General features: G+C 69.4%; 19 protein-coding genes and 5 pseudogenes. 8 read left to right on the top strand and 16 right to left on the bottom strand.

Going from position 1 to position 22623, the window contains the following annotated elements; genetic code table 11:
- Window positions 1-149: 149 nt before the first annotated feature.
- From ltrA to ABZ449_RS20730, 6 genes and pseudogenes are all read right to left on the bottom strand, one after another.
- Window positions 150-1403, bottom strand: a complete 1254-nt coding sequence (ltrA, locus tag ABZ449_RS20755; RefSeq protein ID WP_360347642.1) for a group II intron reverse transcriptase/maturase — start codon at window positions 1401-1403, stop codon at window positions 150-152.
- Between the two features lie 2056 nt (window positions 1404-3459).
- Window positions 3460-4197, bottom strand: coding sequence for a hypothetical protein (locus ABZ449_RS20750; protein ID WP_360347640.1), 738 nt, complete (start codon window positions 4195-4197; stop codon window positions 3460-3462).
- A gap of 45 nt (window positions 4198-4242) precedes the next feature.
- Window positions 4243-4668: a hypothetical protein gene (locus ABZ449_RS20745; RefSeq protein WP_360347638.1), complete on the bottom strand. Its 426-nt coding sequence runs from the start codon at window positions 4666-4668 to the stop codon at window positions 4243-4245.
- A gap of 407 nt (window positions 4669-5075) precedes the next feature.
- Window positions 5076-5912: pseudogene (locus ABZ449_RS20740) on the bottom strand (IS5 family transposase); the annotation flags it as partial.
- 233 nt (window positions 5913-6145) lie between these two features.
- A complete protein-coding gene (locus ABZ449_RS20735) occupies window positions 6146-6544 on the bottom strand; it encodes a hypothetical protein (protein WP_360347636.1) in 399 nt (132 codons plus the stop codon).
- Window positions 6541-6872 (bottom strand): annotated as a pseudogene (locus ABZ449_RS20730) (IS5/IS1182 family transposase); the annotation flags it as partial. The pseudogene ABZ449_RS20730 and the gene ABZ449_RS20735, both read right to left, overlap by 4 nt.
- Window positions 6873-7119: 247 nt before the next feature.
- Between ABZ449_RS20730 and ABZ449_RS20725 the strand changes: the two are divergent.
- Together ABZ449_RS20725 and ABZ449_RS20720 are read left to right on the top strand one after the other, a co-directional pair.
- Window positions 7120-9405, top strand: a complete 2286-nt coding sequence (locus tag ABZ449_RS20725; protein ID WP_360347634.1) for a DUF2278 family protein — start codon at window positions 7120-7122, stop codon at window positions 9403-9405.
- 312 nt (window positions 9406-9717) lie between these two features.
- A complete protein-coding gene (locus ABZ449_RS20720; protein ID WP_360347632.1) occupies window positions 9718-10680 on the top strand; it encodes a Mu transposase C-terminal domain-containing protein in 963 nt (320 codons plus the stop codon).
- Between the two features lie 292 nt (window positions 10681-10972).
- Here ABZ449_RS20720 and ABZ449_RS20715 read toward each other — a convergent pair.
- The 6 genes and pseudogenes from ABZ449_RS20715 to ABZ449_RS20690 all read right to left on the bottom strand — a co-directional run.
- A pseudogene (locus ABZ449_RS20715) lies at window positions 10973-11086 on the bottom strand (peptide ABC transporter ATP-binding protein); the annotation flags it as partial.
- Between the two features lie 130 nt (window positions 11087-11216).
- The gene (locus ABZ449_RS20710) at window positions 11217-12173 is read right to left on the bottom strand and encodes a ferritin-like protein (protein ID WP_360347630.1); all 957 of its coding nucleotides are present in this window, start codon (window positions 12171-12173) and stop codon (window positions 11217-11219) included.
- A gap of 10 nt (window positions 12174-12183) precedes the next feature.
- Complete coding sequence (locus tag ABZ449_RS20705; protein ID WP_360347628.1) at window positions 12184-12732, bottom strand: gluconate 2-dehydrogenase subunit 3 family protein; 549 nt, start codon at window positions 12730-12732, stop codon at window positions 12184-12186.
- 68 nt (window positions 12733-12800) lie between these two features.
- The gene (locus tag ABZ449_RS20700; RefSeq protein ID WP_360347626.1) at window positions 12801-14504 is read right to left on the bottom strand and encodes a GMC family oxidoreductase; all 1704 of its coding nucleotides are present in this window, start codon (window positions 14502-14504) and stop codon (window positions 12801-12803) included.
- A 175-nt stretch (window positions 14505-14679) separates the two neighbouring features.
- On the bottom strand, window positions 14680-14874 hold the full coding sequence (locus tag ABZ449_RS20695; RefSeq protein ID WP_360347675.1) for a hypothetical protein: 195 nt from the start codon (window positions 14872-14874) through the stop codon (window positions 14680-14682).
- Between the two features lie 313 nt (window positions 14875-15187).
- A pseudogene (locus tag ABZ449_RS20690) lies at window positions 15188-15337 on the bottom strand (hypothetical protein); the annotation flags it as partial.
- A 96-nt stretch (window positions 15338-15433) separates the two neighbouring features.
- Between ABZ449_RS20690 and ABZ449_RS20685 the strand changes: the two are divergent.
- The 3 genes from ABZ449_RS20685 (at window position 15434) to ABZ449_RS20675 (ending at window position 17704) form a co-directional block, all read left to right on the top strand.
- Complete coding sequence (locus tag ABZ449_RS20685) at window positions 15434-15613, top strand: hypothetical protein (protein ID WP_360347624.1); 180 nt, start codon at window positions 15434-15436, stop codon at window positions 15611-15613.
- Between the two features lie 278 nt (window positions 15614-15891).
- Window positions 15892-17220, top strand: coding sequence for a tyrosine-type recombinase/integrase (locus ABZ449_RS20680; RefSeq protein WP_360347622.1), 1329 nt, complete (start codon window positions 15892-15894; stop codon window positions 17218-17220).
- Window position 17221: 1 nt separating this feature from the next.
- Complete coding sequence (locus tag ABZ449_RS20675; RefSeq protein ID WP_360347673.1) at window positions 17222-17704, top strand: tyrosine protein phosphatase; 483 nt, start codon at window positions 17222-17224, stop codon at window positions 17702-17704.
- A gap of 44 nt (window positions 17705-17748) precedes the next feature.
- Here ABZ449_RS20675 and ABZ449_RS20670 read toward each other — a convergent pair.
- Window positions 17749-18648: pseudogene (locus tag ABZ449_RS20670) on the bottom strand (transposase); the annotation flags it as partial.
- A gap of 46 nt (window positions 18649-18694) precedes the next feature.
- Between ABZ449_RS20670 and ABZ449_RS20665 the strand changes: the two are divergent.
- From ABZ449_RS20665 to ABZ449_RS20655, 3 genes are all read left to right on the top strand, one after another.
- Window positions 18695-18979: a hypothetical protein gene (locus tag ABZ449_RS20665; RefSeq protein WP_360347620.1), complete on the top strand. Its 285-nt coding sequence runs from the start codon at window positions 18695-18697 to the stop codon at window positions 18977-18979.
- A 285-nt stretch (window positions 18980-19264) separates the two neighbouring features.
- Entirely contained in the window at window positions 19265-20326 is a 1062-nt protein-coding gene (locus ABZ449_RS20660) for a DUF2776 family protein (protein ID WP_360347618.1), read from the top strand.
- 200 nt (window positions 20327-20526) lie between these two features.
- On the top strand, window positions 20527-20658 hold the full coding sequence (locus ABZ449_RS20655; protein ID WP_360347616.1) for a hypothetical protein: 132 nt from the start codon (window positions 20527-20529) through the stop codon (window positions 20656-20658).
- Between the two features lie 26 nt (window positions 20659-20684).
- Here the strand turns inward: ABZ449_RS20655 and ABZ449_RS20650 are convergent, their stop codons facing one another.
- From ABZ449_RS20650 to ABZ449_RS20640, 3 genes are all read right to left on the bottom strand, one after another.
- Window positions 20685-20837: a hypothetical protein gene (locus ABZ449_RS20650; protein WP_360347614.1), complete on the bottom strand. Its 153-nt coding sequence runs from the start codon at window positions 20835-20837 to the stop codon at window positions 20685-20687.
- A 239-nt stretch (window positions 20838-21076) separates the two neighbouring features.
- A complete protein-coding gene (locus ABZ449_RS20645; protein WP_360347612.1) occupies window positions 21077-21778 on the bottom strand; it encodes a hypothetical protein in 702 nt (233 codons plus the stop codon).
- 244 nt (window positions 21779-22022) lie between these two features.
- Complete coding sequence (locus ABZ449_RS20640) at window positions 22023-22553, bottom strand: hypothetical protein (RefSeq protein WP_360347610.1); 531 nt, start codon at window positions 22551-22553, stop codon at window positions 22023-22025.
- Window positions 22554-22623 lie beyond the last annotated feature (70 nt).

The following is a 22623-nucleotide window of genomic DNA, read 5'->3' as shown; positions in this document are numbered from 1 at the left end:
CAGGCCGACGTGACCCGACAACGCACCACCACCCCCACCACCAGGAGGACAGGGGCGCGCAGAGTCGGGTCGCCCGGGGGAATCTCACCCCCGGGCTCCCACAGAACCGTGCGTAACAGTCTCCCGTTACACGGCTCTTGCCATCCTGGTCACCAAAGCGTCGGAGTCCATGCCCAATGGGCGAAGAGCCTCGGGTACTGACGGGTGATCCTCTGCCAGCACGCATGGGCCTTCTTGAACATCCGGAGCCGCTTGTACTTGTTGCGGATCCAGCGCATCAGGTAGGCGTTGATGCGCTGAAGGAGGGGATGCATCGCGGAGCGGTAGAACGCCCCGTAGTACTGCATCCAGCCCCGCACCATCGGGTTGATGCGACGGGCGAGGTCGACAACGGTGAGGTTGATCCGCCGGTGGAGCCGCCATGAGCGCACCTCCGCGCTGATCTTCTTCTGGGCGTCCTTGCTGATCGCAGGCAGGAAGCTCGTGAAGTTCACGCCTTCCTTGCTCCACGCCTCGCGGGCTCGGAACGTGAACCCCAGGAAGGTGAACGACGTGTGCTCGTACGAGCCCCGCCGGTTCCCGTCCTTGCAGTACACGATCCGGGTCTTGTCGGGATGCAGTCGCAACCCGACTTCCTCCATCCTGTTCGCGAGCGCCGCCAGCACATGGCGGGCCTGCCCTTCGCTGCCGCAGTGCACGACCGCGTCATCCGCATACCGCTCGAACTGGATGCCCGGGAAGTTCCGGGCGAGCCAGGTATCGAACGCGTAGTGCATGAACAGGTTCGCCAGCACGGGCGAGACCGCTGACCCCTGCGGGGTGCCCCGGTCCCGCTTCTGCAAGGTGCCGTCGGGCAATTGAAGCGGAGCACGGAGCCACCGCTCAACGTACAACTTCACCCAAACGGCGTCAGTGTGAGCCTCCACAGCCTTGACGATGAGGTCCCACCGGACGCTGTCGAAGAACTTCTGGACATCGAGGTCGATCACCCAGTCCTTCTTCCAACAGCGTTGCCGGCATCGTTCCACCGCGTCCAGCGCGGACCGATTCGGCCGATATCCGTAGGAGTCCTCGTGGAACACAGGCTCCACGCGAACTCCGAGATGATTGGCCACCACGGTCTGCGCCACCCGGTCGGCGACAGTAGGAATGCCGAGCATTCTCGTGCCGCCGCCGTGCTGCTTAGGAATCTCCACCGCACGCACCGGAGGCGGAAAGTAGGTCCCCGACGACATGCGGTTCCAGATCTTGTACAGGTTTCCCTGGAGATCCTTCTCGAAGTCGTCGATGGACTGCCCGTCCACACCCGATGCGCCCTTGTTCCTCTTGACCTGCCGATACGCCTCCAACACTTCCCACTTCGAAATATCAAACGGCTTATCTGGTGACTTCAGCTTGTCCATCGGCTCCTCCCGGAGAACGTCCGGTTGACCAGACACACACAGCCACGGATGACCCGGCCCCTTCGCTCCACCCCCGTTACAGAGGCTTCAGCACTACTACGAGCCGGTCCGCCAGCACCCTTCGCGACGGTACTCAGCCCCTTGCGGTTCAACCGCTTGGGGCGCTCCCTCTCGCCTCCCTCCCGGGCGGCAGTGTCGAAGCGTGCCTTCCCACGTTCCGTGCAAGACCAGCAAATCAGGCTCACGCCACCTTCGTGCCGGACACCGCCTGGCCAATAGACGGGCACCCGCCAGACTTATCCCGGACTCCAACCCATGTGCCCGGTTTCGATGTCACCTAATTCCGTAACGACACTTCGTCAGTGGTTCACTTGCGTTCGTCTTCCTGATCCCCACCTGACGCCTGCAAGGCGCCTTTTCCACATCGCTCACCACGATCACGTCACCGCTCTCGCAGCATGTGGTGGTTTGGAGCCTCCCCCCGCAGGGCGACTCCGAAGGGCCAAACCTTCATCTCTCGCACAGCATTGCTTTCAGAACTTCCTACAAGCAGTTCCTTTCACATTCGTGGCACACGGGTTGTCGCATTTTCCGGCCGTCCAAAAGTGGCCGCTGACCTGCGGAAACGCGCGGCGGCCTTCCGGAGCGGCGGGGTACCTGCGGTGGTAGCTACGGGGGTACCTGCGGTGGTGCCTACGTGGCCCCGGCGCGCCCGGCGCCGCCGACGCCTCCATGACCCGCGGCCTACCAGCAGTCGTCCTCCCCCGGTCCCGGGGCGTCCAGAAGGTGAGTGGTGCGTCCGCCGTCGGGTAGCTCCGTCCACTCCGCCCGCAGAAGGCTCGCCATGGAGACGTAGCGCCGGCGGCGGAGTTCCCCCTCGACAGCGGCCGCGTCCCATCCGGCACGGCCGGTGTCGAAGTCGAAGACCACGTCTCCGCTCTCGGTGTCCAGGCCGGAGATCAGCCACCCCGCGTGGGAGGCGTTGGGGGGTAGGTCACGGCCAGCAGCCGCGCGTGGGCCTCGCGCGCGGCCCGGAGGGCCCCCAGGACCGGCTCTGCGAGGTCTGCGACGGGGATGGACGGATCCGGCAGGTAGCGGCGCGTATCAGTCACGCCCTGCCAACGACCGGCGCCCGACCCAGGCCACCTCGCGCCGTCGTCAGCGGGCGGCCCCGAGCGGCGCGGCGGGCGGTCCGAGGTGGTGACCCGTCGTCACCGGGCCCGGCGGCCCACGTACGCGGACGGCCTCGCCGGACGCACAACAGGAACCGCCGGCTCATCGTCGGCCAGGACGGCGGGCCCATCCTCCTGGCGGCGGTCGCCGTCCCGGCGAGCGGCGCGGCGGGCAGGCCGCGAGGTCGTCCGGCCCGCGCCGGAGCGCCCGGTCGATCCCCACGGGCCGTACGGGACACCCGAGGTGCACATCACCCGGACCCGACCGGTCCGTGGAGAAGTAGTCGGGGTCCTGGCAGGCGGATGTCCCGCGCGCTGACCAGCACGGATGCGGGACAACCAGCGCTGTCCCAGAGCAACCTCCGAAGCAACACCCTGCGCAACGCCCGGAGCAACGCCCGGAGCAACCCCAGGCCCGGCCCGGCTGCGGCCAGGACGGCGGACTCGTGGCCAGCCCCGGCCGGGGACTGCCCGTCGCCACGCCCCGGCCCGACGCGGCCGGCACCGCCGGACGCCACCACCAAAACAGGCCCGCCGCAGGCGCGACGCCCGAACCGAACCGACCGGCCACCTCCACAGACCAAGGCAGGAGAAGGGGTTGTCGGCCCCCGGACGGCATGGGATAGGGCGTCTGACCTGGGGTGATGCCGTTCCCGAATGGATGACCGTGCACCCACGAGACACCTGACGGGGCGCTCCGGCAGACGATCCACCAGACGACCGACCAGACGCCCCACAGGAAGCAGCCGCCCGGGGCCGGCGCCGGACCGGCACACCGGCCCCGGCCGACCCCGGGCCAGGACCGGCCCACCAGCGCGCGGCACCAGCAGGCCCCCGCGCCCGTCTACCCGGGGCGTGGGGGCCTGTCGTGTATCGGGCGGGGTTCAGGGCCGGCTGCGCCGTACGACGGGCCGGGTGGGGTGCTGTCCGGTGGTGCCGCGCAGGGCGAGGGCGGTGATGCGGGTGCGCTCCAGCCAGATCGTGACCTGGTGCGCGGTGGTGGGGTCGAGGGTGCGGGTGAGGTCGTGGACGGCCCGGTGGTCGTCGTCGGTGAGGAAGTGGAGGCCGGCGCGTTCCAGGGCGGTGTAGAGGGGCTGGGCTGCGGGGCCGGCCTGCTCGCGGTGGGCGAGGTCGGCGTTCCGGTGGGCGTGGTGGCCGGCCTCGGTGGCGCGGTCGGCGATGTCCTGGCGGTGCCGCTCGGCGTGCAGGGCCCGCCGGAGGCCGAGGTCGTGGTCGGGGTCGTAGGCCTTGGGCGGGGTGGTGGCGGCCTCGCCGCGCACGCGCTGCCACTCCTGGAGGGCTGCGGCGGCGTGGAGCTCGGCGCTCTCGTCGCCGGCGTCGGCGTGCCGGTCGGCGCAGCGTTCCTCGAACTGGGCCTGTTCCAGGGCCTGCTGGATGTTCTCCAGGGTCGTCCCGGCCACCCGGCGGCGGACCCGGCTGCGGATGCCGCCGAGCAGGGCGTGCTCCTGGTCGCCGTCCTCGTCCCGGGTGAAGGGGGTGTGGACGGGGTGCTGGGCGAGGGCGGTACGCAGAGTCGACCCGGCCTGCCACGCCTCGGCGTGCACGACGGGCCCCGGCGCGCTGGCCGGGCCGCTCCGGTGGACGACACGGCCGTCCCGCACGGAGCCGGCTTTCCCGGCCTGCGTCCTCGCGGTTGCCCGCCGGGATCACATCACGCACTTCGGCAGGATCGTCGTGTCGTTCTGCCAGCCGTAGGCGTCCAGGTAGGTGTCGCTGACGAAGACGTTCTTGTTCTTGGTGTCGTCGTCGGTCTTCAGCCAAATACTGCTGTAACGGCCGTTCTCCACCGCGTGGTAGTCCTGTCCCCGCGTCCAGCAGTAGAAGTAGCTCCTCCCCTTGTACAGCCAGCCGACGTGGCTGGAGTCGTTGGCGTCCGGCGTCTTGTGCGACCACTGGTCGTAAACCATGTTCATGTAGGCGAAGGCGAGTGGGGAGGACGCAGTGGTGGTTTTGGCGATGATGTCGGCCGTCGCGGCCGCGCCGGCCCCGGCCGTGGTGGTGAGAACAAGCGCAGCGGCGGCCACCGTGGTGGCCACGCCCTTCGCGGCAGACGTGATCAGGCTGCGTGACATGGGGACTCTCCCGTTGGCTTCCTGGTGCTGACGCCCGGCCCGGCCGGCTCACGGCAAGTCTTTCAGTGACGGAACGTCAGGGGAAGCTTCTTGCTCGATTCCCGCTGCGGGCCCCCGTCCGCCGCAGCGCGGCCCAGGCGGCGAGCGCCGAGAACGACCCCGCCGTCGACCAAGACCACCCATCCGGCCGACCCGTCGATGTCGCGCTCCGTCCAGCCACGGGCAAGGCCCGCGCCGTGGAGGAGACCCTGGGCGTGGCCTGGTAGGACCGGCCCCGGGGCACGGATCCTGGACGGCAGCCCGGCGCAGCGGACGGGCGTATCCGGTTCCGTACCGGGTCCGGTTCGGCGCCACCCTGGGAGACGTGAGAGGGCGTTTGATGTGGGCGGATTGCCCTTTATGCCCTGGTAGGTTCCTCGCCATGTTGGTGTGGTTTCGTCCGTTATGCGCTTGGTGAGGTTGTCGATCGAGGCGATGTGGATCATGGCTTCGGAGCTGGCGGGTAGGGTCTCGTAGTCGCGGGTGAGCCGGCGGCGCAACATGATCCACCCGAGACTTCGTTCGACCACCCATCGCCTTTTCACGACATGGAAGCCGCGGACTTCGGGGTTTCTGTTGACGACTTCGACGTCGATTCCGAGGTTGGCTCCGTGCTCGATCATGGCGTTCTTGAAGCCAGTGTCGACCCAGCTTTTGGTGATGCTTGGGTAGGTCTTCTTGGCCTGGTTGAGGAGGTGTATTCCCACCGCGTTCTCGGACAGGCTTGCGGCGGTGACGGCCACGGCGAGGATCAGCCCGATCGTGTCGGTGAGGATGCCGCGTTTGCGGCCGACGATTTTCTTCGCGGCGTCCGTTCCCTGGCTGGTCAGTGGCACATTGGTGGAGGTCTTCACGCCCTGGGTGTCGATGACGGACGCGGTTGGTTCAGGCTTGCGTCCTTCTTTCACACGAGCCAGGCCAGTCAAGTCGTAGTTGAGTTCCGCAAAGATTCCCTCGTCACGCCAGGCCGCGTAGTAGGCATAGACGGTGCCGTGGTTCGGAAAGTCGTGCGGCAGGTACTTCCAGGGGATTCCCGTGCGGTTGACGTAGAGAATCGCGTTGAACACGTCGCGCAGTTCGACCTTGGCTGGCTTGCCGGTGGGCCTGCGGTCGAGCCGGGCTTTCCTCCAGGCCGTCAGTTTCGGCTCGATCAAGGCCCATCGGGCATCGGAAAGGTCGCTGGGGTACGGCTTCCGCTGGCTCATGGCACAGCGTCAGCACGGATAGGTCGGAGGATCGCGTTCCGGTGCCCGTTGGGCGTTTCTGTGACTTCTTCAAACCAGACGGATTTCAGGGAACAGAATGGGATGAGTCGGACAGTCCAGCTGGCAATCGAGGACAGAGCAATCTGCTCCTATCAACCATAGAGTTACCAAAGCGGACAGGGACGAAAGCGGTATATAGGAAGATGGCTGCCAAAACGCCCACTGAGAGGGCGTTAAGTCCGTTTCTGGTAGCGGCCGCGTCCCGGTTGGTCGAGGAGTCCCTGGCGAACGAGTCGTCCCAGGCCGGAGCGGGTGACGTTGATCGAGGGCTCGTCGGTGGGCAGCCCGAGGAGTTCGTGCAGGTCACGGACCTGGAATACCCGTCCGGGATGATCGTTGAAGGCGGTCACGATGCGCTGGTAGACGGTGGCTGGTCCCTCGGTAGCTTGTGTGGATTCGGTCAGGGCGAGCCCGTCGATGACCTTGCTGGCGGTGACGATCTCGGCGAGGCGGGCCTCGACCTCGGCCAGGGCCCTGGTGAGTTGCTCGATCTGTTCGCGCAGCCCGTCGGCTCGTGCGGCGGTCTCGTCGTGTTCGGCCTGCAGCAGCCGCAGGAGTTCGGTGACGTTCACGCGGCCAGCTCGACGCCGTCGCGCCAGACGGGGCTGGGGGTGGTGAGGCGGCGGAGCATGCCTGCGGTGGAGGCCCAGTAGACGCGGGAGGCGGCGTTGTCGGGCCGGTGGTCGTAGTCACGGGCGAGGCGCCGGTGGAGCATGAGGGTGCCGTTGACCTGCTCGACCACCCACCGCTTCGGTTGCGGGACGAACCCCGTTCGGCCGCCTGGTCCAGCAGGACGATGCCGGCCTCGTTGTCGTGCGCACTGGCGGCCAGGACCACCACGCCGATGATCAGGCCCAGCACGTCGACGGCCAGTCCCCGCTTCCTCCCCGGCGTCTTCTTGTTCGCGTCCAGTCCGACCGCACGGATTGCAGCCCTTCGGGCCGTGCTCGGCCAGTAGCTCCAGCGTGGTCGCTATGACCGGCGCACGATCGCCGACGCGTAGGAAACGTTGCTGCGGCCGAGTGGTGGAGACGCACTCGCTAGTGGTGTTACGCCGGACTGCCTCCCACCACGGACAACGGTGTGGGAGGCGGTAGTTGTTATCGCCCGGCACGGCCCCACAACAAGTGCCCGGAGAAGGAACCCGATGAGTCTGAGAAACTACGGTGTGCTGGCCGGCCGGGCCCTCACACGGCAACGCGAGGGATCTGACGAATACCCGCCCTACTACTACATCCATATCGTCGACGACGGCGGGAACTCCTACAGGGCCTCCGTCAACGTCCGCTCCTCGCAATCATCGGGCCTGCAGTACAAGGTCATCGACCGCGTCGAACCGTCCCGACTGCCTCCCCTCCCCCCAGCGCGAAGCGGCTGGCAACCGCTGGCCTCGCAACCGAATACCGGAGCACTCGACTTGGTCCGCAGCGGGCTCCTCGACGGCGCAACCGTTCTTTGGACGGATCCTGCCGTCCTCCCGCACGCTAACGAGGCATCAGAGTCCGAGGCCGAAGTAGAAGCGGCGACCGAGCCGCACATCAGGCTGGCCGAACGCCTCGACGACATCGTCGATCGCGCGATCGGCGACCCGAAGGCCTCCGTCTTCGTCTTCGGTGAGCGCTGGGGTCCTGAGTCCAAGCCTGACAGGGTTTTCGGATTCACGCCCGGAAATGGTGTCCACGACATCCACATGAACCAGGGAAACTCCCGGAAGTTCCGTGCGGACGATGGCGCCTGGCAGGACGGCGGTCTGCTGTTCCATCTGCCCGGGGAGTCCCGGTGGGCGGCCGTCTTCCTAGCCTTCGACTCCCAGTCCTGGAGTACCGACGATGACACCGGTCACGCCCTCGCCACAGCGCCGCAACCACCACCGACACCACCCCCAGGACCGCCGCAACTGCCCAGCGACCGCGTGGACTGGCTGGCCGACACACCGGCATCGGAAGACCGGCTGCAGCGCCGTCACCTGGCCAGGACAATCGCCACGCAGATGCACCGGTTCCGCAAAAAGGAACCTGGTACCTCCCTGCGGCTCCACATCGACGGCGCGTGGGGCGCCGGCAAGACCACCCTGATCGGACTGCTCCAGGAAGAACTGTCGAAGCAGGAGGAAGGAACATGGGTGCCAGTCGAGTTCGACGCATGGCGGCAGTCCCGCGTCGGGCCAGCCTGGTGGGCGCTGCTGGTGACGCTCCGCCGCAGCGTCGCGGCGTGCTGTCCGAGCCTGGTGACACGCCTGCGGCTGCGGCTCTCCGAATCGTGGATGCGGCTGCGGCGCACGGGTGTGCGCTTCGGCTTCGCCTCCGTCCTGCTCCTCCTGGTCTCCGTCACCGTGTTCCTCGTTCTGGGAGGGACATTGGCCAGCACCGCCAAGACCGTGACGGCGGTGACCGCGGCGCTGGGCACCCTGTGGGCTGGCTGTCTGGTCGCGGGCAGATTCCTGCTCTGGGACTCTGCCTCCGGCGCCCGGCTGTTCGAACGGGCCAACACCAACCCCATGCATGAGATCGCTGACCACTTCACATGGTTGGTGACACGAGCGCCTGGTCCGGTCGTCTTCTTCATCGACGACCTGGACCGCTGCGCTGACAGTTATGTGGTCGAGCTGCTCGACGCCGTACAAACCCTCGTCCGCCGTGCTCCGTGGCACACGAAGGATCAGGCCCCGACGGGTAGTGTCTCGTTCGTCGTCGCGGCCGACGGTAACTGGATCCGGAGGAGCTACGAAGTCGCCTACGCGAACTTCACGGAATCGGTCGCGGAGCCTGGACGCCCCCTGGGGTACCTCTTCCTCGACAAGCTTTTCGAACTGCGGGTCCCCGTCCCTTCGATCGATACACCGAGGAAGCAGGCGTACCTGGCCCATCTGCTAAGCGTCGGGGACAGGTCCGTGCACCTGCGCGCGGAGACGAGACGCACAAGAGAGATCCTCAATTCGGCCTCCACCGCCACCGAGGTCTTCGAGGCCTTGGGCGACAGCAGCCCCGAGGTCCGCGACCACGTCCTCGGGGTCGCACTGGACAGGCTCGCCGCCCCCGCCGTCGAGGCCGCCACCGAGCACCGGCTGCAGCGGTTCGAGCCAGTACTTCCGCCCAACCCACGCAGCATGAAGCTCTTCGTACTCGCCTTCAACGTCCTGCTGGCTGTCCGGGCCGTGGAGGGCAGGCCGGTGCACTTCGATCCGCTCGCACTCTGGACCGTCATCGAGACCAGGTGGCCCCTTCTTGCGGACCACCTACGTGCGCGTCCCGAGTCGATCACGCTCATTAGCACGCCGGGCGCCGCGTTGGACACCGTCCCGGTCGATCTCCGTCCGCTCTTCGAGGACCGGGACGTACTCCGTCTGGCCGCATTCGACGTCGGTGAGCCGCTGACCCCGGAGCTGATCCGGACCTGTTCCGGGGTCGCGTCTGAACCGCAGCCGGGTGACTGACGGCCTTCGATCCTCCTGTCAGGGCCAGGCGCGGCACTGTGGGCTCGGAAATCGGGTGGCCGGATCTCCTGGGTCCGCCGCGGCCGGATCTTCCTCTCGTCCGCGTTCCTCGCCGCCTGCGAAAGCCTGGGCATCAGCCTGCAGCCCACCCCGCCCCGGCGCCCCACCGCCAAGGGCCACGTCGAGCGCGCCTTCGGGTCCATCAACACCCTGTTCTGCCAGCACGTCGCCAGCCACACCGGCTCCGAGGCCACCCGCTGCGGATCCGACAGCCAGCGCGAGGCCGTGTGGAGCGTCGCCCAGCTCCAGGACATGCTCGACCAGTGGATCGCCACCGAGTGGCAGAACCGCCCCACCGAGGGACTGCGCCGCCCCTCGATGCCCGCCTGCGCCCTGACCCCGAACGAGATGTGGGGCGCCATGCTCGGCGCCACCGGGCACGTACCGCTCCCTCTGACCGGCGACGACTACATCGAACTGCTGCCCGTCGTGTGGAAGCCCATCACCGAGCGCGGCATCCGCCTGAACCACCGCACCTACGACCACCCCGCGCTCACCGACTACCGCGGCCAGCCCTCCGGCGTCACGGCGCAGCAGGGCCGGTGGGAGGTCCACCACAACCCCCACGACGCCCGCCGGATCTGGGTCCGCCTCAGTGACGGCGCCTTCACGCCCATCCCGTGGATCCACGCCGACCACGTCCACCAGCCCTTCGGCGACCAGCTGTGGCAGCACCTCAAGGACACCGTCACCCGCCGCGGCGACCGCGACCGGCACGAAGCCGACCTCGCCCAGGCCCTCGACGACGTCCTGCGCCGCGCCCGAAACGGCACCGCCCACCCCCGCGAACACGCCCTGATCACCCGCCACGCGGTCGGGCCACAGCGGCCGCGGCCGGCTGGGCAACGCCGCCGTGCGGGTCTGCGTCGAACAGGCCGTCCGGGAACACCTCGGCAAATGGCTGGGAGGACACCCCGAGCAGGCCGCAGCCGTCATCGGCCGGATCATCCAGGGCACCCGCCGGAACTGACCAGGAACGGGCCGCCCTGCCGGTCCCCGGGAATCAGGGCCGGCCGGGCGGCCTGCAGCACATGGTGGCCGCACCTCCGCTGGTCACTCGGACGACGACACCCTCCAGCAGTGGACGACAGTTCCGGTGCTGACACGACAGTTAGCGTGCTGAGTCACACTACGGCGCACCGCCACTGCGCTGACCAGCGGGTTCTAAACGATCACTCGCAAACTACGGTGCTCCGTCACAGCTGCGGTGCCTGAACGTCGCGTACACCCTCCGTCAGCCCCTGCTACCGATACGACGGTGGGCGCAGCGGATCTCCGCGGGATGGGGAGGGTCGTGAGGCTGGGCCGAAGTGCCGGGCGGATCGCGGAAGGCAACGGCTTCGACCTGTCCTGATCTGGAGACCCGGTCCCGCCCCGCAGGTCCGGTGAGAACGATGGCCGGGCACGGCAGGGCACTTCCGGTCCTGCACGGCGTCGCGTCGGTGATCCGGCAGCCGGGTGACGGTGTCCTCGGCTGCGGGGTGACGCGAACCGTACCCGCCCGGGGTCAGAGCACATCCGCCAGGAACTGCCGCAGTCGTGGGCTCCGTGGTGCGTCGAAGACTGCCCCGGGCGGGCCGGACTCGACCACCACTCCGCCGTCCATGAAGGCGACGGTGTCCAGGCGGTGCGCGTCGCCGGTCGGCATGCCCGCCATGCCCGCCATGCCCGCCATGCCCGGGGCGAACTCCGGAGCCCGCCCCCGGGCCGCTGTGCGTCCGGCCGGTCCCGCCGGTGCGCGCGGAGCTCGCTCAGGTTGCGGACCCGTCGTCCCACCGGAACTCCGGACGGATCCCACGATTGATCAGATCCCGTCCGAGGATTCGGAGTTGGAACATCGCCGCCACGTTCGGCGGTGCGCCGGACGTCCAGCACGTCTCCAGGTCGACCAGCAGCTTCGACAGGGTGCGGTTGAACTCGGTCGAGGGGTTCGGCCGGGCCTGGGAGGGCGCAAAGTCGTGCACCTCCGGCAGGATGACGGGAGCTCCGCTGAAGCTCCACTTGCCGCGGGTCTTGACCAGCCGCTTCTGGACGTAGAGCTCCTTGAACAGGTAGTAGTGCGCGTGGCCGGTCTCCGCTTCCCCCGGCGGCTGATCGGGTGAGCCCTTCGTTCCCTCGCCCTCGCGCTTGATCCGGTCGATCGTGTCGATCGCGTCGGCGACGGTTCCGATCGGCTTCGCGAAAGGCACCTCCACCGCGTGGGCCTCCGGGTCGATCACCGGCTCCAGCTTCCGGAACGTCCGGATGATCGTGTCGTAGAAGGCGCCGATCGTGGCGGGTGGCGGCCCGGCCCGGAGGGCGATCGGGGGGAACTCCGGGTACTCGATCTGCATGAACACCGCGAGCTGGTCCTTGACCAGCGGCTTCAGATCGACCGGGAGCTTCTGCGGAATGCCGCCGGGCAGCTCGTGGGTCGGATAGCTCGGCAGGAAGTCCGGGTGCGCGATCGACGGCCGGCCGCCGATCGCGGTCAGCAGGTTCCCGGCCAGGGCGAAGTGGTTCATCTCCTGGCTGACGATCCTGTGCAGCACACCCTCGGTGCGGTCCGGGTCGTTCCTGACCGACCACTGCGCACACAGATACGGCGGGATAGTGGCGAATTCCAGGCGCATCGCGAGGTGCAGGGCGCCCTTGAGGTCGTCCAGCGGCAGAACTCCCGCCTCGACGTACTCCCTGATGGTCTTCGTGCGCGGAGTGCCCGCGGTCACCGGATCCACGTCACAGCCCCAACTTCCCGAGTTCGTCGTCGATGATGCGCTGCGCCTCCGGCGGGACGCCCGGGAAGGCGAGCAGCGGCACGTTCCCGACGTAACCGATCGCCTTGAAGCCGATGTCGGAGGTGAAGTAGCCGGTGAGCAGCAGGGACCGGAACCTCGTGAAGAAGCTCCGGTCCGCCGTGGTGGTCGACGCAATCCGGTCGACGATCGTGCGCTGCCGGGAGCCGTCCAGTTCGACGAACCCCGTCCCGAACTGGCCCTGCGCCTCCGCGTCGACCATGGCGAGGCCGGTCGTGATGACGGGCCGGTGGCCCTGCTGCGTCTTGTAGGGAGCACTCACCCAGTCGTCGAAGAAGTCGACGATCCCCATCGCGCTCGGCGCCGGGTACTCGGCGGTGCCCGGCAGGACGATGTCGGCGAGGGCCGCAACGAGTGCGCGCTCGCGCTCCGAGAGCGTGCGCGCCCAAGGCGTGTGCGGCGTCACGAGGTTGGGGTCGGTGCCGTAGCCCTGCGGTGCGGTGTCGACCGCGGCGACGCTGTGGTGGTCCATCTCTTCCTCTCGCTTCCGATGTACCGTCATCTGGTCGCCCTCGCTTGGCTTTTGGGCGCCTGGTGCGGTCAGATCCCGCCGTTCCGCAGCAGTTCGAGGACGCGGGCCGAGCTCCGCGCGGCCAGGGCCAGGATGGTGAGCGTGGGATTCTTGTCCGGGCTCGACGCGAACGCGGCGCCGTCGACGACGAACAGGTTCCGCACGTCCCAGCACCGGTTGTAGGCGTCGAGCACGGAGTCCTGCGGCGAGGTGCCCATCCGGGCGCCGCCGACCTCGTGGACCGCTCCGCCGCCCTGCGGCATCGTGACGGCACTGGTGTCCGGCGCGCCGCCGAGCAAGGTGAAGACCTTGTTGAAGGTGTCGCGCATGTGCGCGACCTGACGGACTTCCGAATCCCCCCATTTCCAGTGGAACCGCAGGGCCGGAACGCCCCACTTGTCCTTGACCGTCGGATCGAGCTCGCAGAAGGAGTCCTCGTTCGGGATCATCTCGCCTTCGCCGATGAGGGTGACGGCCGTGCCGTACCTCCGCCGGACCTCCGCCCGCAGGGCGTCGCCGTGCAGGTCGCTGCCGCTGTCGATCAGGCTCCCGATGCCGGTGGTCGGCATCCTGCGACCCCCGCGCGGCTCGATGTGGTACCCGCGCGGGAACCCGAGCTGCCCGGTGGCCTGCTCGGACAGCAGCCACCATGGCACGTAGATGTGCGGGGTGAAGATGCCGTCGTCGTTCAGCACGGGGAGCTTTTCGAGCAACGGGATCCGCGACGAGCGCGAGAACTCGACCGAGTCCATCAGGTACTTGCCGACCAGCCCGTGGCCGTTCCCGATCCCGTTGGGGAACGCGGCGCTCCGCGAATTGAGCAGGATGCGCACCGACGAGCAGGTTCCCGCGGCCAGCACCACCACCCGCCCCGTGGCCGAGTACTCGGAGCCGGTCACCCGGTCGTTGTAGGTGACCCCGGTGGCCCGCCCGGTCGCGTCGACGTCGACCCGGGACACCATGGCGTTGCACACGACGGTGAGATTGCCGGTGGTACGGGCTGCGGGAATGAGGACGGTCGTGCTCTGGAAGTTGGAGCGGCTGGAGCAGCCGCGGGTGCACTGGGTCGAGTACAGGCACGCCGCGCGGCCGTTCAACGGGCGGGTGAGCACGGCCGCCCGGATCGCCGCCACCTTCATGCCCAGGTGCTCGAACGCCCGGCCGAGGACGATCTCGAAGGCGCGCGGGGGTGGCGGCGGGAGCTGGACGCCGGGCGGGGAGTCGGGGGCGTTCTCGATCCCGTGGGGAAGGCCGGTGACGCCGATGAGGCTTTCCACCTTGTCGTACCAGGGGGCCAGGTCGGCGTACTCGATCGGCCAGTCGAAGCCCAGCCCGTCACGGGTCTTCGGCTTGAAGTCGTACGGTCCGAAGCGCAGCGCCACCCGGCCCCAGTGATTGGTGCGGCCGCCCAGCATGCGCGGCCGCCACCAGCTGAACTGGTTCGACTGATCGGGATTCGGGGGGGCCGCCTGGCTGTAGGGCTCACCGGCGATCTGCGAACCGCCGTCGACGGTGGCGTCGTAGAAGCCCTGGGGCTTGTCCGCCGTCGAGGCCGCCCGCAGCGGCGCGTCCTGCGGCGTGTTGAACATCGGCGTCTCGGTCCCGGGATCGTAGTCCCGGCCCGCTTCGAGCATCAGGACGCGAGCGCCCGCCGCACAGAACTCGTGCGCCGCCATGCCGCCGGCAGCCCCGGAGCCGACGATGACGACGTCGAACGCCTGGATATCGGACAAGATCCCGCTCTTTTCACCGGGTACCGCTGCGCGATACACAACCGTCACTCTCAGTGATGAGACCGTGACAAGTCTCGCAGAGGCTGCGATGGACGGCGACCGGTGGATCCGGGAGTGATCAGGGCGGTGGTCCCCGGCGCCGGCGGGAGTGCCGCCGGCGCCGGGGAACATCCGATCAACGGCTGCTGACCGGGTGGTAGACGCTGAGGTCGCCGTACGCCGGCAGAACGCCGACCAGGTCGCCGGACTTGCCCCGCGGGACGGCGTCCAGGAAGGCGAGGGTGGCCGCGGCGACGACGCGCGGGCTCTCGGTGCGGCCCAGGGAGCCGACGATCGAGGGCACGGACGGCAGGTACAGGGGGCCGTCCATGAAGGTGAGGCGCGGCGCCGGGGATGGTGATCCGGCCGACCACCCGGGCGTCGTGCGCCGCCAGGGCCCGCAGGACGCGCCAGATCGTGCGGAAGGAGCTGGCTTCGATCTCGGTGTCGGCCTCCGCCTTCACGGCCTCGCCGGCGTCGTGGATCTCGGCCGGGTCGGCGGTGGCCGTGTCGTCGCCGACCTCGGGTGCCGGGAGGTGGACCGGGATGATGACCCAGGACACCTTGCCCTGCCGGTAGGACTGTCGCAGCGCCCGTCCGACGGCCTGGACGATGTCGATGACGGACGACTTCGGGTCCGCGAAGCAGACGGCGTCCACCGCCCGGACGTCGATGCCCTCCGAGAGCAGGCGGGCGTTGGCGAGGATGCCGCACTCCTCGCCGTCCTCACCGGTGTGGGCCTTGAACTCCGTGAACGCGGCCCGGCGGTCCTTGAGCCGGTCGGTGCCGGCCACGGCCTTCGCCCGGATCCGCCCGAGCAGCGGTGCCAGCTCGAGACCGGCCACCCCGGTGCGCACTTCGCCCTCCTGCAGAGCCAGGAGCACGAGGGCGTGTCAGAGGCCGACTGGTGGCTCATCTGGCCGGGCAGCCAGGGCCCTTATGAGATCACCGTGCTCGAGCCGTGCCCGTACGTCGGTGAAGAAGAGGACCTCTGCATGCATCCCCTGGGTCACCAGGGAAGCCACGATGCCGGCCCGTTCTACCACGCGGGCATCCTGGCAGCCCACTGACCAACACCAAGCAGGCCCGGTCTACGAACGGATTCTGCGATCCTCCCCGTCCTGGCACCGGCCGCCACTCGGCCCGGGCCAGTGGCGGCGCGCCGTTCTGGGAACAGTGGGCCGACCGCTGGCACGCCACCTCGACGCTCACCCCGCGCGTTCGCGGCGGCGTCCGCTCGAACCTGCTCAAGGTCGGCCGGTGGATCGCCGCCGAACAGCCCGACGCCGCCGATCCGGGGGGCTGGACCCGGCAGACCTGCGCTTCGTGGATCGCCGCGCTGGACCGGATGAAGGTCGGCGACTACGTCCAGCGCACGACCGGGCTGGGCGACCGTCTCGGCAAGCCGCTGGCAGCGCCCAGCAAGGCCGGGCAGATCACCGCGCTGCGGACGTTCTTCCGCGACTGCCAGGAATGGGAGTGGCTGCCCCGCCGCTTCGACCCCCAGCGCGCGCTGGCCATCCCCCGCAGCATCACCGCCCTCCTCGGACCCGACCCCAGGATGATCGCCGACGAGGTCTGGGCGAAGCTGTTGTGGGCGGGCCTGAATCTGGAGCCCGCCGACCTGCCCCAGACCCGCTCCGGGCACTTCTACCCTTTCGAACTGGTCCGAGCGGTCACGCTGACCTGGCTGCTCTCCGGACAACGCAGCAACGAGATCGCGCGGCTGAGGGTGGGCTGCATTCGTTGGCAGCACGACGGGGCACCTATCGCCGGCGACTCGCAGGAGGTCCTGGCCCGTGACGCGGTCTGCCTGCTCGATGTCCCCGCCCACAAGACAGGCACCGCCTTCACCAAGCCGGTCGACCCGATCCTCGGCCAGGCTGTCGACGTCTGGCAGGCTGCCCGTCCCGACCAGCCGAAGTTCACCGACCGCCGCACCGGCGAGCTGGTCGACCTGCTGTTCGCCGTCCGGGCCCGCCGCGTCTCCACCAGCTACATCAACAACACGATCATCCCGATGCTCTGCCGCAAGGCCGGAGTCCCGGCCGCCGACATCCGCGGCAACATCACCAGCCACCGCGCCCGGTCCACCATCGCCAGCCAGCTCTACAACGCCAAAGAACCGATGACCCTGTTCGAGCTGCAAGCCTGGCTCGGACATCGCTCACCGCAATCCACCCAGTACTACGCCAAGATCACGCCGAACACCCTCACGAAGGCACACACCGGGGCCGGATACTTCGCCCGCAACGTCCGCACGGTCGAGATCCTCCTCGACCGTGACGCCGTCACCTCCGGGGCCGCGGCCACCGGTGAACCCTGGCAGTACTACGATCTCGGTCACGGGCTGTGCTCCTACTCGTTCTTCGAACAGTGCCAGCACCGGATGGCCTGCGCCCGCTGCGACTTCTACACCCCCAAGGAATCGACGAAAGCCCAACTCGTCGAAGCCAAAGCCAACTTGCAGCGCATGCTCGTAAGCATTCCGCTCACCGAAGAGGAACGCGCCGCCGTCGACGACGGCCAGAGCGCCCTCGACCGCCTTCTCGAGCGCCTCGCCGAAGTGGCCACCCCAGCCGGCCCGCCCCCGAGCGAGCTCCACGCCGAACCCGGTCGGCCCCTGCCCCTGACTGTCCGATCACCACCCGACTCCACCGACCGAAAGTGCTGCTGACATGCGACCCGCCCTCTTCACCGCCGACCTCCCCGGCCCCGGACGACTGAGCACCATGGCCAGACCCCGCGGCAACGACTGGCTTGAAGACGAGATGGCCGCGCTGAAGAACTACGGCGTCGACATCCTGGTCTGCGCGCTCACCGGACCCGAACTCGACGAACTCGGCCTTGCAGACGAACCCCGAACAGCCGCAGCAGCCGGGTTGCAGTTCGTCGCGATACCCATCCCCGACCGCACCGTCCCCGACCTCACCACGATCCTGCCTACCCTGCACAGGCTCGCCGAACGGCTATACGACGGCGCACACGTCGTCACCCACTGCCGAGCCGGCATCGGACGCTCATCCCTCCTCGCGGCCGCACTCCTCATCCTCAACGACGTCGATCCCGACACCGCTTGGAACCAGATCGAACGAGCTCGCGGGCTCGTCGTCCCAGACACGGCCGAGCAGCGAGAGTGGACGACGCGACTGCTCAAATAGGCATGATGTTGACAAATCAGATTCCACAGAATGATCTTGTTGTTGTGGCCCTCGACTGCGCCGGAGCTGTAACGGAGGCTGAGGCCGACGATGACGGCGTCGAGGTCCTGGCCGAGGCCGGTGACGAAGGTGTGCAGAGCGGGCAGGTCGTCGGCCTGGACGGCCGCGATCCACTTGTCCAATTGCCGGCCCTGGCGGTCGTTCATCAGCTCGGCGAACGCGCGGACGTGGTGGGCGGTTCGGTCGAGTGCCGGGCACCGGGCCAGGATCGCCTTGAGCTGCTGGGCCTGGCCGTCGGTGAGGCGGTCGGGGCGCCGGGTGAGCCAGCTGGTCACGTCCCGCACCGATGGTGCCTTGCGGGGTGGGACGTGCGGGAGGCTCTCGCGGGGCTTGGCCACGTAGACCTTCACGACGTTCTCGCCGCCGGGGTAGCCGCGCTCGCGTACTTCCTCGAACAGCCGGTGGGCGACGGTGCAGCCTTCGGCCCATCGCTGGTGCAGGTATGGCTTGTAGGGATCGAAGATGCTGGCGCGGCCGGTCCACCGCCCGACCAGGAGCTCGTCCGCGCACGCCGCATGGGCGTAGCGGCGCACGGTGTTGCGGGCCAGTCCCAGTTGGCGGGCGATCACCCGCAGTGCGATGCCCTGGTCAAGCAGGGCGTGGACGGCCGCGTGCTGTTTGCGGACCCGGTCGGACAGCCGGCCGGTGGTCCGCGGTTCCATCGGCGATGCCGCTTCGAGGTCCAGGTTCTCCATGACCGCGGCGGCCGTGGCGGTGGTGTTGTCGCTCGGCTCACGCAGCAGGGCTCGGTGCTGGACGACGGTCTTCTCAACGGCCTCGGCCAGGTTCGACCAGATGTGCCAGCGATCTGCGACGTGGACCGCCTCCGGGGCGCCGAGGCGACCGGCCTCGGCGAAGGCGGGAGACCGGTCCCTGCAGATCACCTCGACACCGGGATGCTCGGCGAGCCACCGGGCCACCGTCGACGTGGTGTGGCGCGGGCTGGTGGGCGGTCAGCGCGAGCGCCCGGCCGCCCTCGGCGTGGAGCCGTTCGCGGCCCCGGCCGGGCAGGAGAAGGCGGTGGCGGTGAAGAAGGCCGGCGGGAAGGTGAGCGCGTTCGACCGGGGCCTGGCTACGCTCGCCCAGTACCGGGAGCGGACCGGTTCGGTGACCGTGGCGCGGGGCCACGTCGAGGAGGTGGCCGACGGCGACGGCGGCACCGTCGAGGTGAAGCTCGGGGTGTGGATCTCCAACACCGCCGCCGGGCCAAGCTGACCGAGGCGCAGCTCGACCGGCTCACCGCTCTCGGCCTCGACTGGCGCTGACCCGCCCGGCGTCCCTGCCCGCTGGAGGCGCTCCAGGCCGCCTGTGACCGCGCTGCCCGTCGTGTCCGCCGACAGCATCGCAGGCCACCGCCGGGGTCCCGCACGGCGGGTGTCGCCGTGAGCCGATCGGACGAAATCCGTGGACACCCGCCGCCGGGGTCCCGGCCGGAGACCCGGCGGGCTGAACACTGACTGCCGCCCGGAACCGACGGGCGCGAGGGAACGAGGAGACCTGGTGAACCACGGGATGAGCGTGCTGCTCCGGGCGATTCCGCTGCTCATGGGCTCGGTGTCGGCCGCGCTCGGCGGCTACGTCCTCGCGCACTCCACCGGGCCGGGCGCCCGGGTCGCGGGCCTGACGCTGGTCTTCCTGGCCGCCGTCTGTCTCTGCCTGTTCGCCGTCGCGGCGACAATCGTGCGGCAACTGATCGGCCGTTTCGGCGCGTTGGACCGGATCGGCTACCCGGCGTTCGGCTTCGCGGTGGCCGGGGCCACCGTCGGCTACGGGCTGGGCCTGCTGGCGGAGAGCCACCGGCCGGTGGCCGACTTCGTGGCCGGCAGCGTGGTCCTCGGCATCGGCCTGGTCTGCGTGTGCGTCTCGTCGGTGGCCGCGGTCGCCACCCGCTTCACGCTGATCGGGCAGAACGCCGTCCTGCCGGAGGGTTCCCCGCCGCGCTCGCCCGCGCCGTTCGGCCGGTCCGCGGCCCGGGCGCTGGTGGCGGTCCCAGTCCTTGCGGCCGCCGCCGCCTGGGCGTGGGCGATCGTCATGCTGGCCAACGGGGGCGGCGGGGACTCGGACGGGCGCTTCACGGCCGGGCACGTGGTGGTCGACCAGGCGATCGTCTGCACCGCCCTGATCGGGCTGGTGATCACCTTGCTGCGGCAGATCCGAAACACGTACACCCGGCGGGAGCGGGTCTGGTGGCTCGTCCCGGCCGCCGTACTCGGCGCCATGGACATCACCGGGGGCCTGGTCGTCGTCGCCCTGGACCCCCGGCCCGGTCAACTGGCCACCGGGTACGTGCAGATCGGGCTGGGTCTGCTGTGCTGGACAGTGCTGAGCGCGGTGCTGCTGCTCGCTCTCGGCTGGCGCCGAGCCGCGCCGCCGGCCGGCCGCGCCCCGCTGGTCCCGGTCGGCACCACACTGCTGTGCCTGTTCATGTCGGCGTTCCTGTTCGAGTCGGCCGACCCGGACGTGATGGTCGCGGCCCGGGTCCTGGTCGGCCTCGGCGCCGCCTGCTTCTCGCTCTTCGCCGTGGTCTCCGTCCTGGAGGCCGGCGTCGCCGACCGGAACTGACCGGCCGCCCGAAAAAGCCGGCCGAGAACAGCGAAGGCAGAGAGCCGAAGCTCTCCTGCCATTGTCCAACTCATGCCGGACAGGGGGCCTTGCGGCAAGGCCCCCTCCCTGGCGCACAGTCGCTGACTGAATCGGGAAACCCGCACAAACCGGGTGTACCGCGTGCAATTGCCCGGCAGGGGATCGGAGAAGCAGGACACATGACCCAGCAGACGACCAGTGCCTTCGAGCTGCCCGAGCGGCTCGCCGCCAAGGCGGACCCGGCTCTGATCGCCGACGACGAACGGCACTTCGCCGGCACCCAGCCGCGGGCCAGGCCGGCGCCGTGGTGAAGGGTGCGGATGCCGTCATGCCGGGTTTAGCGCAGCCACATCGAACCGCGCACCAGCGGCGAGTCGAGGACCGGGCGGCCCAGGTCCCGGTCGGCGGGCGCGGGCCGGCTGCTGCACGGGGCCGGCTCCAGCCATCCAGGGGCGGCGGGGTCCGCGCCGGGACAAGTGGTGTCGGTCATCGCGCGGGCCTCCGGCTGCCGGGGTCGGGGCCGGAGAGCGGGCGATCAGCTCGTCCCCTCTGGGAAGTGGGCCGTCCCTGCCTGGAATCCGTCCTGGACAACTTCCTCGTCCCGCGGGAACAGTTCACAACCTCCCGGGAGGCCATCCGCTCACCCGAGCCGACTCGACCGCTCACTGGCTGGTCACTCGGACCGGGTGCGGTCGGAGGACCGGGCTCGGAGGTCGCGTCCGGCAGCCGTCAACCGCTGGTGCCGCCCGAGCCGGTGGGCCCCGATCCCGGGTTCCTGTTGGCGACGATCGCGGCGACATGCGCGGAGGAGGAACCGCTGCTCGAGGGAGGCCTGGAGCGCCGAGTTCGGGAGGTCTCCAGCGTGACCGGTATCCCGGCCGCCGAGAGCAGGACCTGCAGGGCGTCCTTCAGCCACCGCGCGTCCGTGCCCTCCGGCACGTGGTGGGACCGGGCGCCCTGGCCGGTCCGCAGCACCAGCAGGACGGTCAACGTCCTGCTGGTGGGTCGCTCGTCGCCCGAGTAGGGCTCGGTTATGGTCTCGTGCAGGTGGATCCGCGCCAGATCGGTGATCGGCCAAGTCTCCGTCGAACGGCCGGCCCGGACGAGTCGCAGCCCGCTCGGGTCCTGCGCCGGCGCGAACTGGACCCGGCGGACACGACGCAGTTCTCGGACCGCGACGAACGGGCCGGTGAGCACGGTGGCCGCCGCCGTGACCAGGGAGGCCACGAGCACGGCGTGAGCGAGGTCGGCGCCGAAACCGACCATCGCGAAGGTGATCGCGGCTCCGACACCGCCGAACAGGACCAGCACCCAGACGAGGGGAACCAGGGCGATGAGCACCGCCTGGCCGCGCGAACCACCGCCCTCGTGGAAGACGAGATCGGTGGTCGCGGCGTCAGGACCGGACCGCAGCACTTCACCAGCAGCCATGTGTCCAGCGTAGGGGCAGCAAACGGGTCGACGACAGACGGCGAGCAAGCCCAACTCATCCATTAGGCAACAGAGTTGGCCGACGATCGGCAGTACGGTCGGACGAACCGTCCGTACGTCCGCCGGCCGGGCTCGCGCTCTGGTCTGATACCCGCTCGACGGCCGGGGCGGGAGGGTGTGCAGGTGGACAGAGCTGTAGGCGGCGAGCGGGAACCGCGGAGTGGTGAGCTTCCGGCCCGGTCGATCAGTCCACGTCGGCGGATGCCAAGGCCACCGCAAGCACCAAGTGCGGAACGGCTTCCAGGCACTGCTCGGCCAACGCAAGCTCCTTGCGCTGGGGACCGATCGCCGGATCGGGCGGCCGGAGGCTGTGTCGCCGCAGAACGGCCACGGCATCGTCGACTCGTCCGAGGTCGATGAGGTAGCCGGCCAGGTCGTGGCGGTCGCCAGGGGCGTTCTGTTCGAGGACGGCGACGGCTTCCTCGGTGCGCCCGGCGTCGGCCAGGAGCCCGGCGATGCGCTCGGCGGCGTACCGGGTGTCGCCGTCGGGGTGGGCCCGGGCCTGTGCGACCGCTTCGTCGACCCCGTCGCAGGCGGCGATCAGCGGCAGCCGGATCCAGAACAGCTCCCACTCCTCTTCTCCCCCGCGGCGGGCTCTGAGGCGGTCGAGGTAGGCCAGGCCGTCGCGGGGGCGGCCCTGGTCGAGGCACAGATCGGCCAGGGCATGGAGAATCCAGTCCTCGCCGGGACGGGTGTCGGCCTGGGCGCGCAGCACGTCGACCGCCTCGCCGCCTCGCCCCCTGGCCGTGCCGGGCCAGCAGGCGGGTGTAGGACTCCAGCGCCAT

It is taken from the genome of Kitasatospora sp. NPDC005856 (assembly GCF_040629945.1).
Classification (GTDB): Bacteria; Actinomycetota; Actinomycetes; order Streptomycetales; family Streptomycetaceae; genus Kitasatospora.
This window is presented reverse-complemented; position numbering and strand designations above follow the sequence as displayed.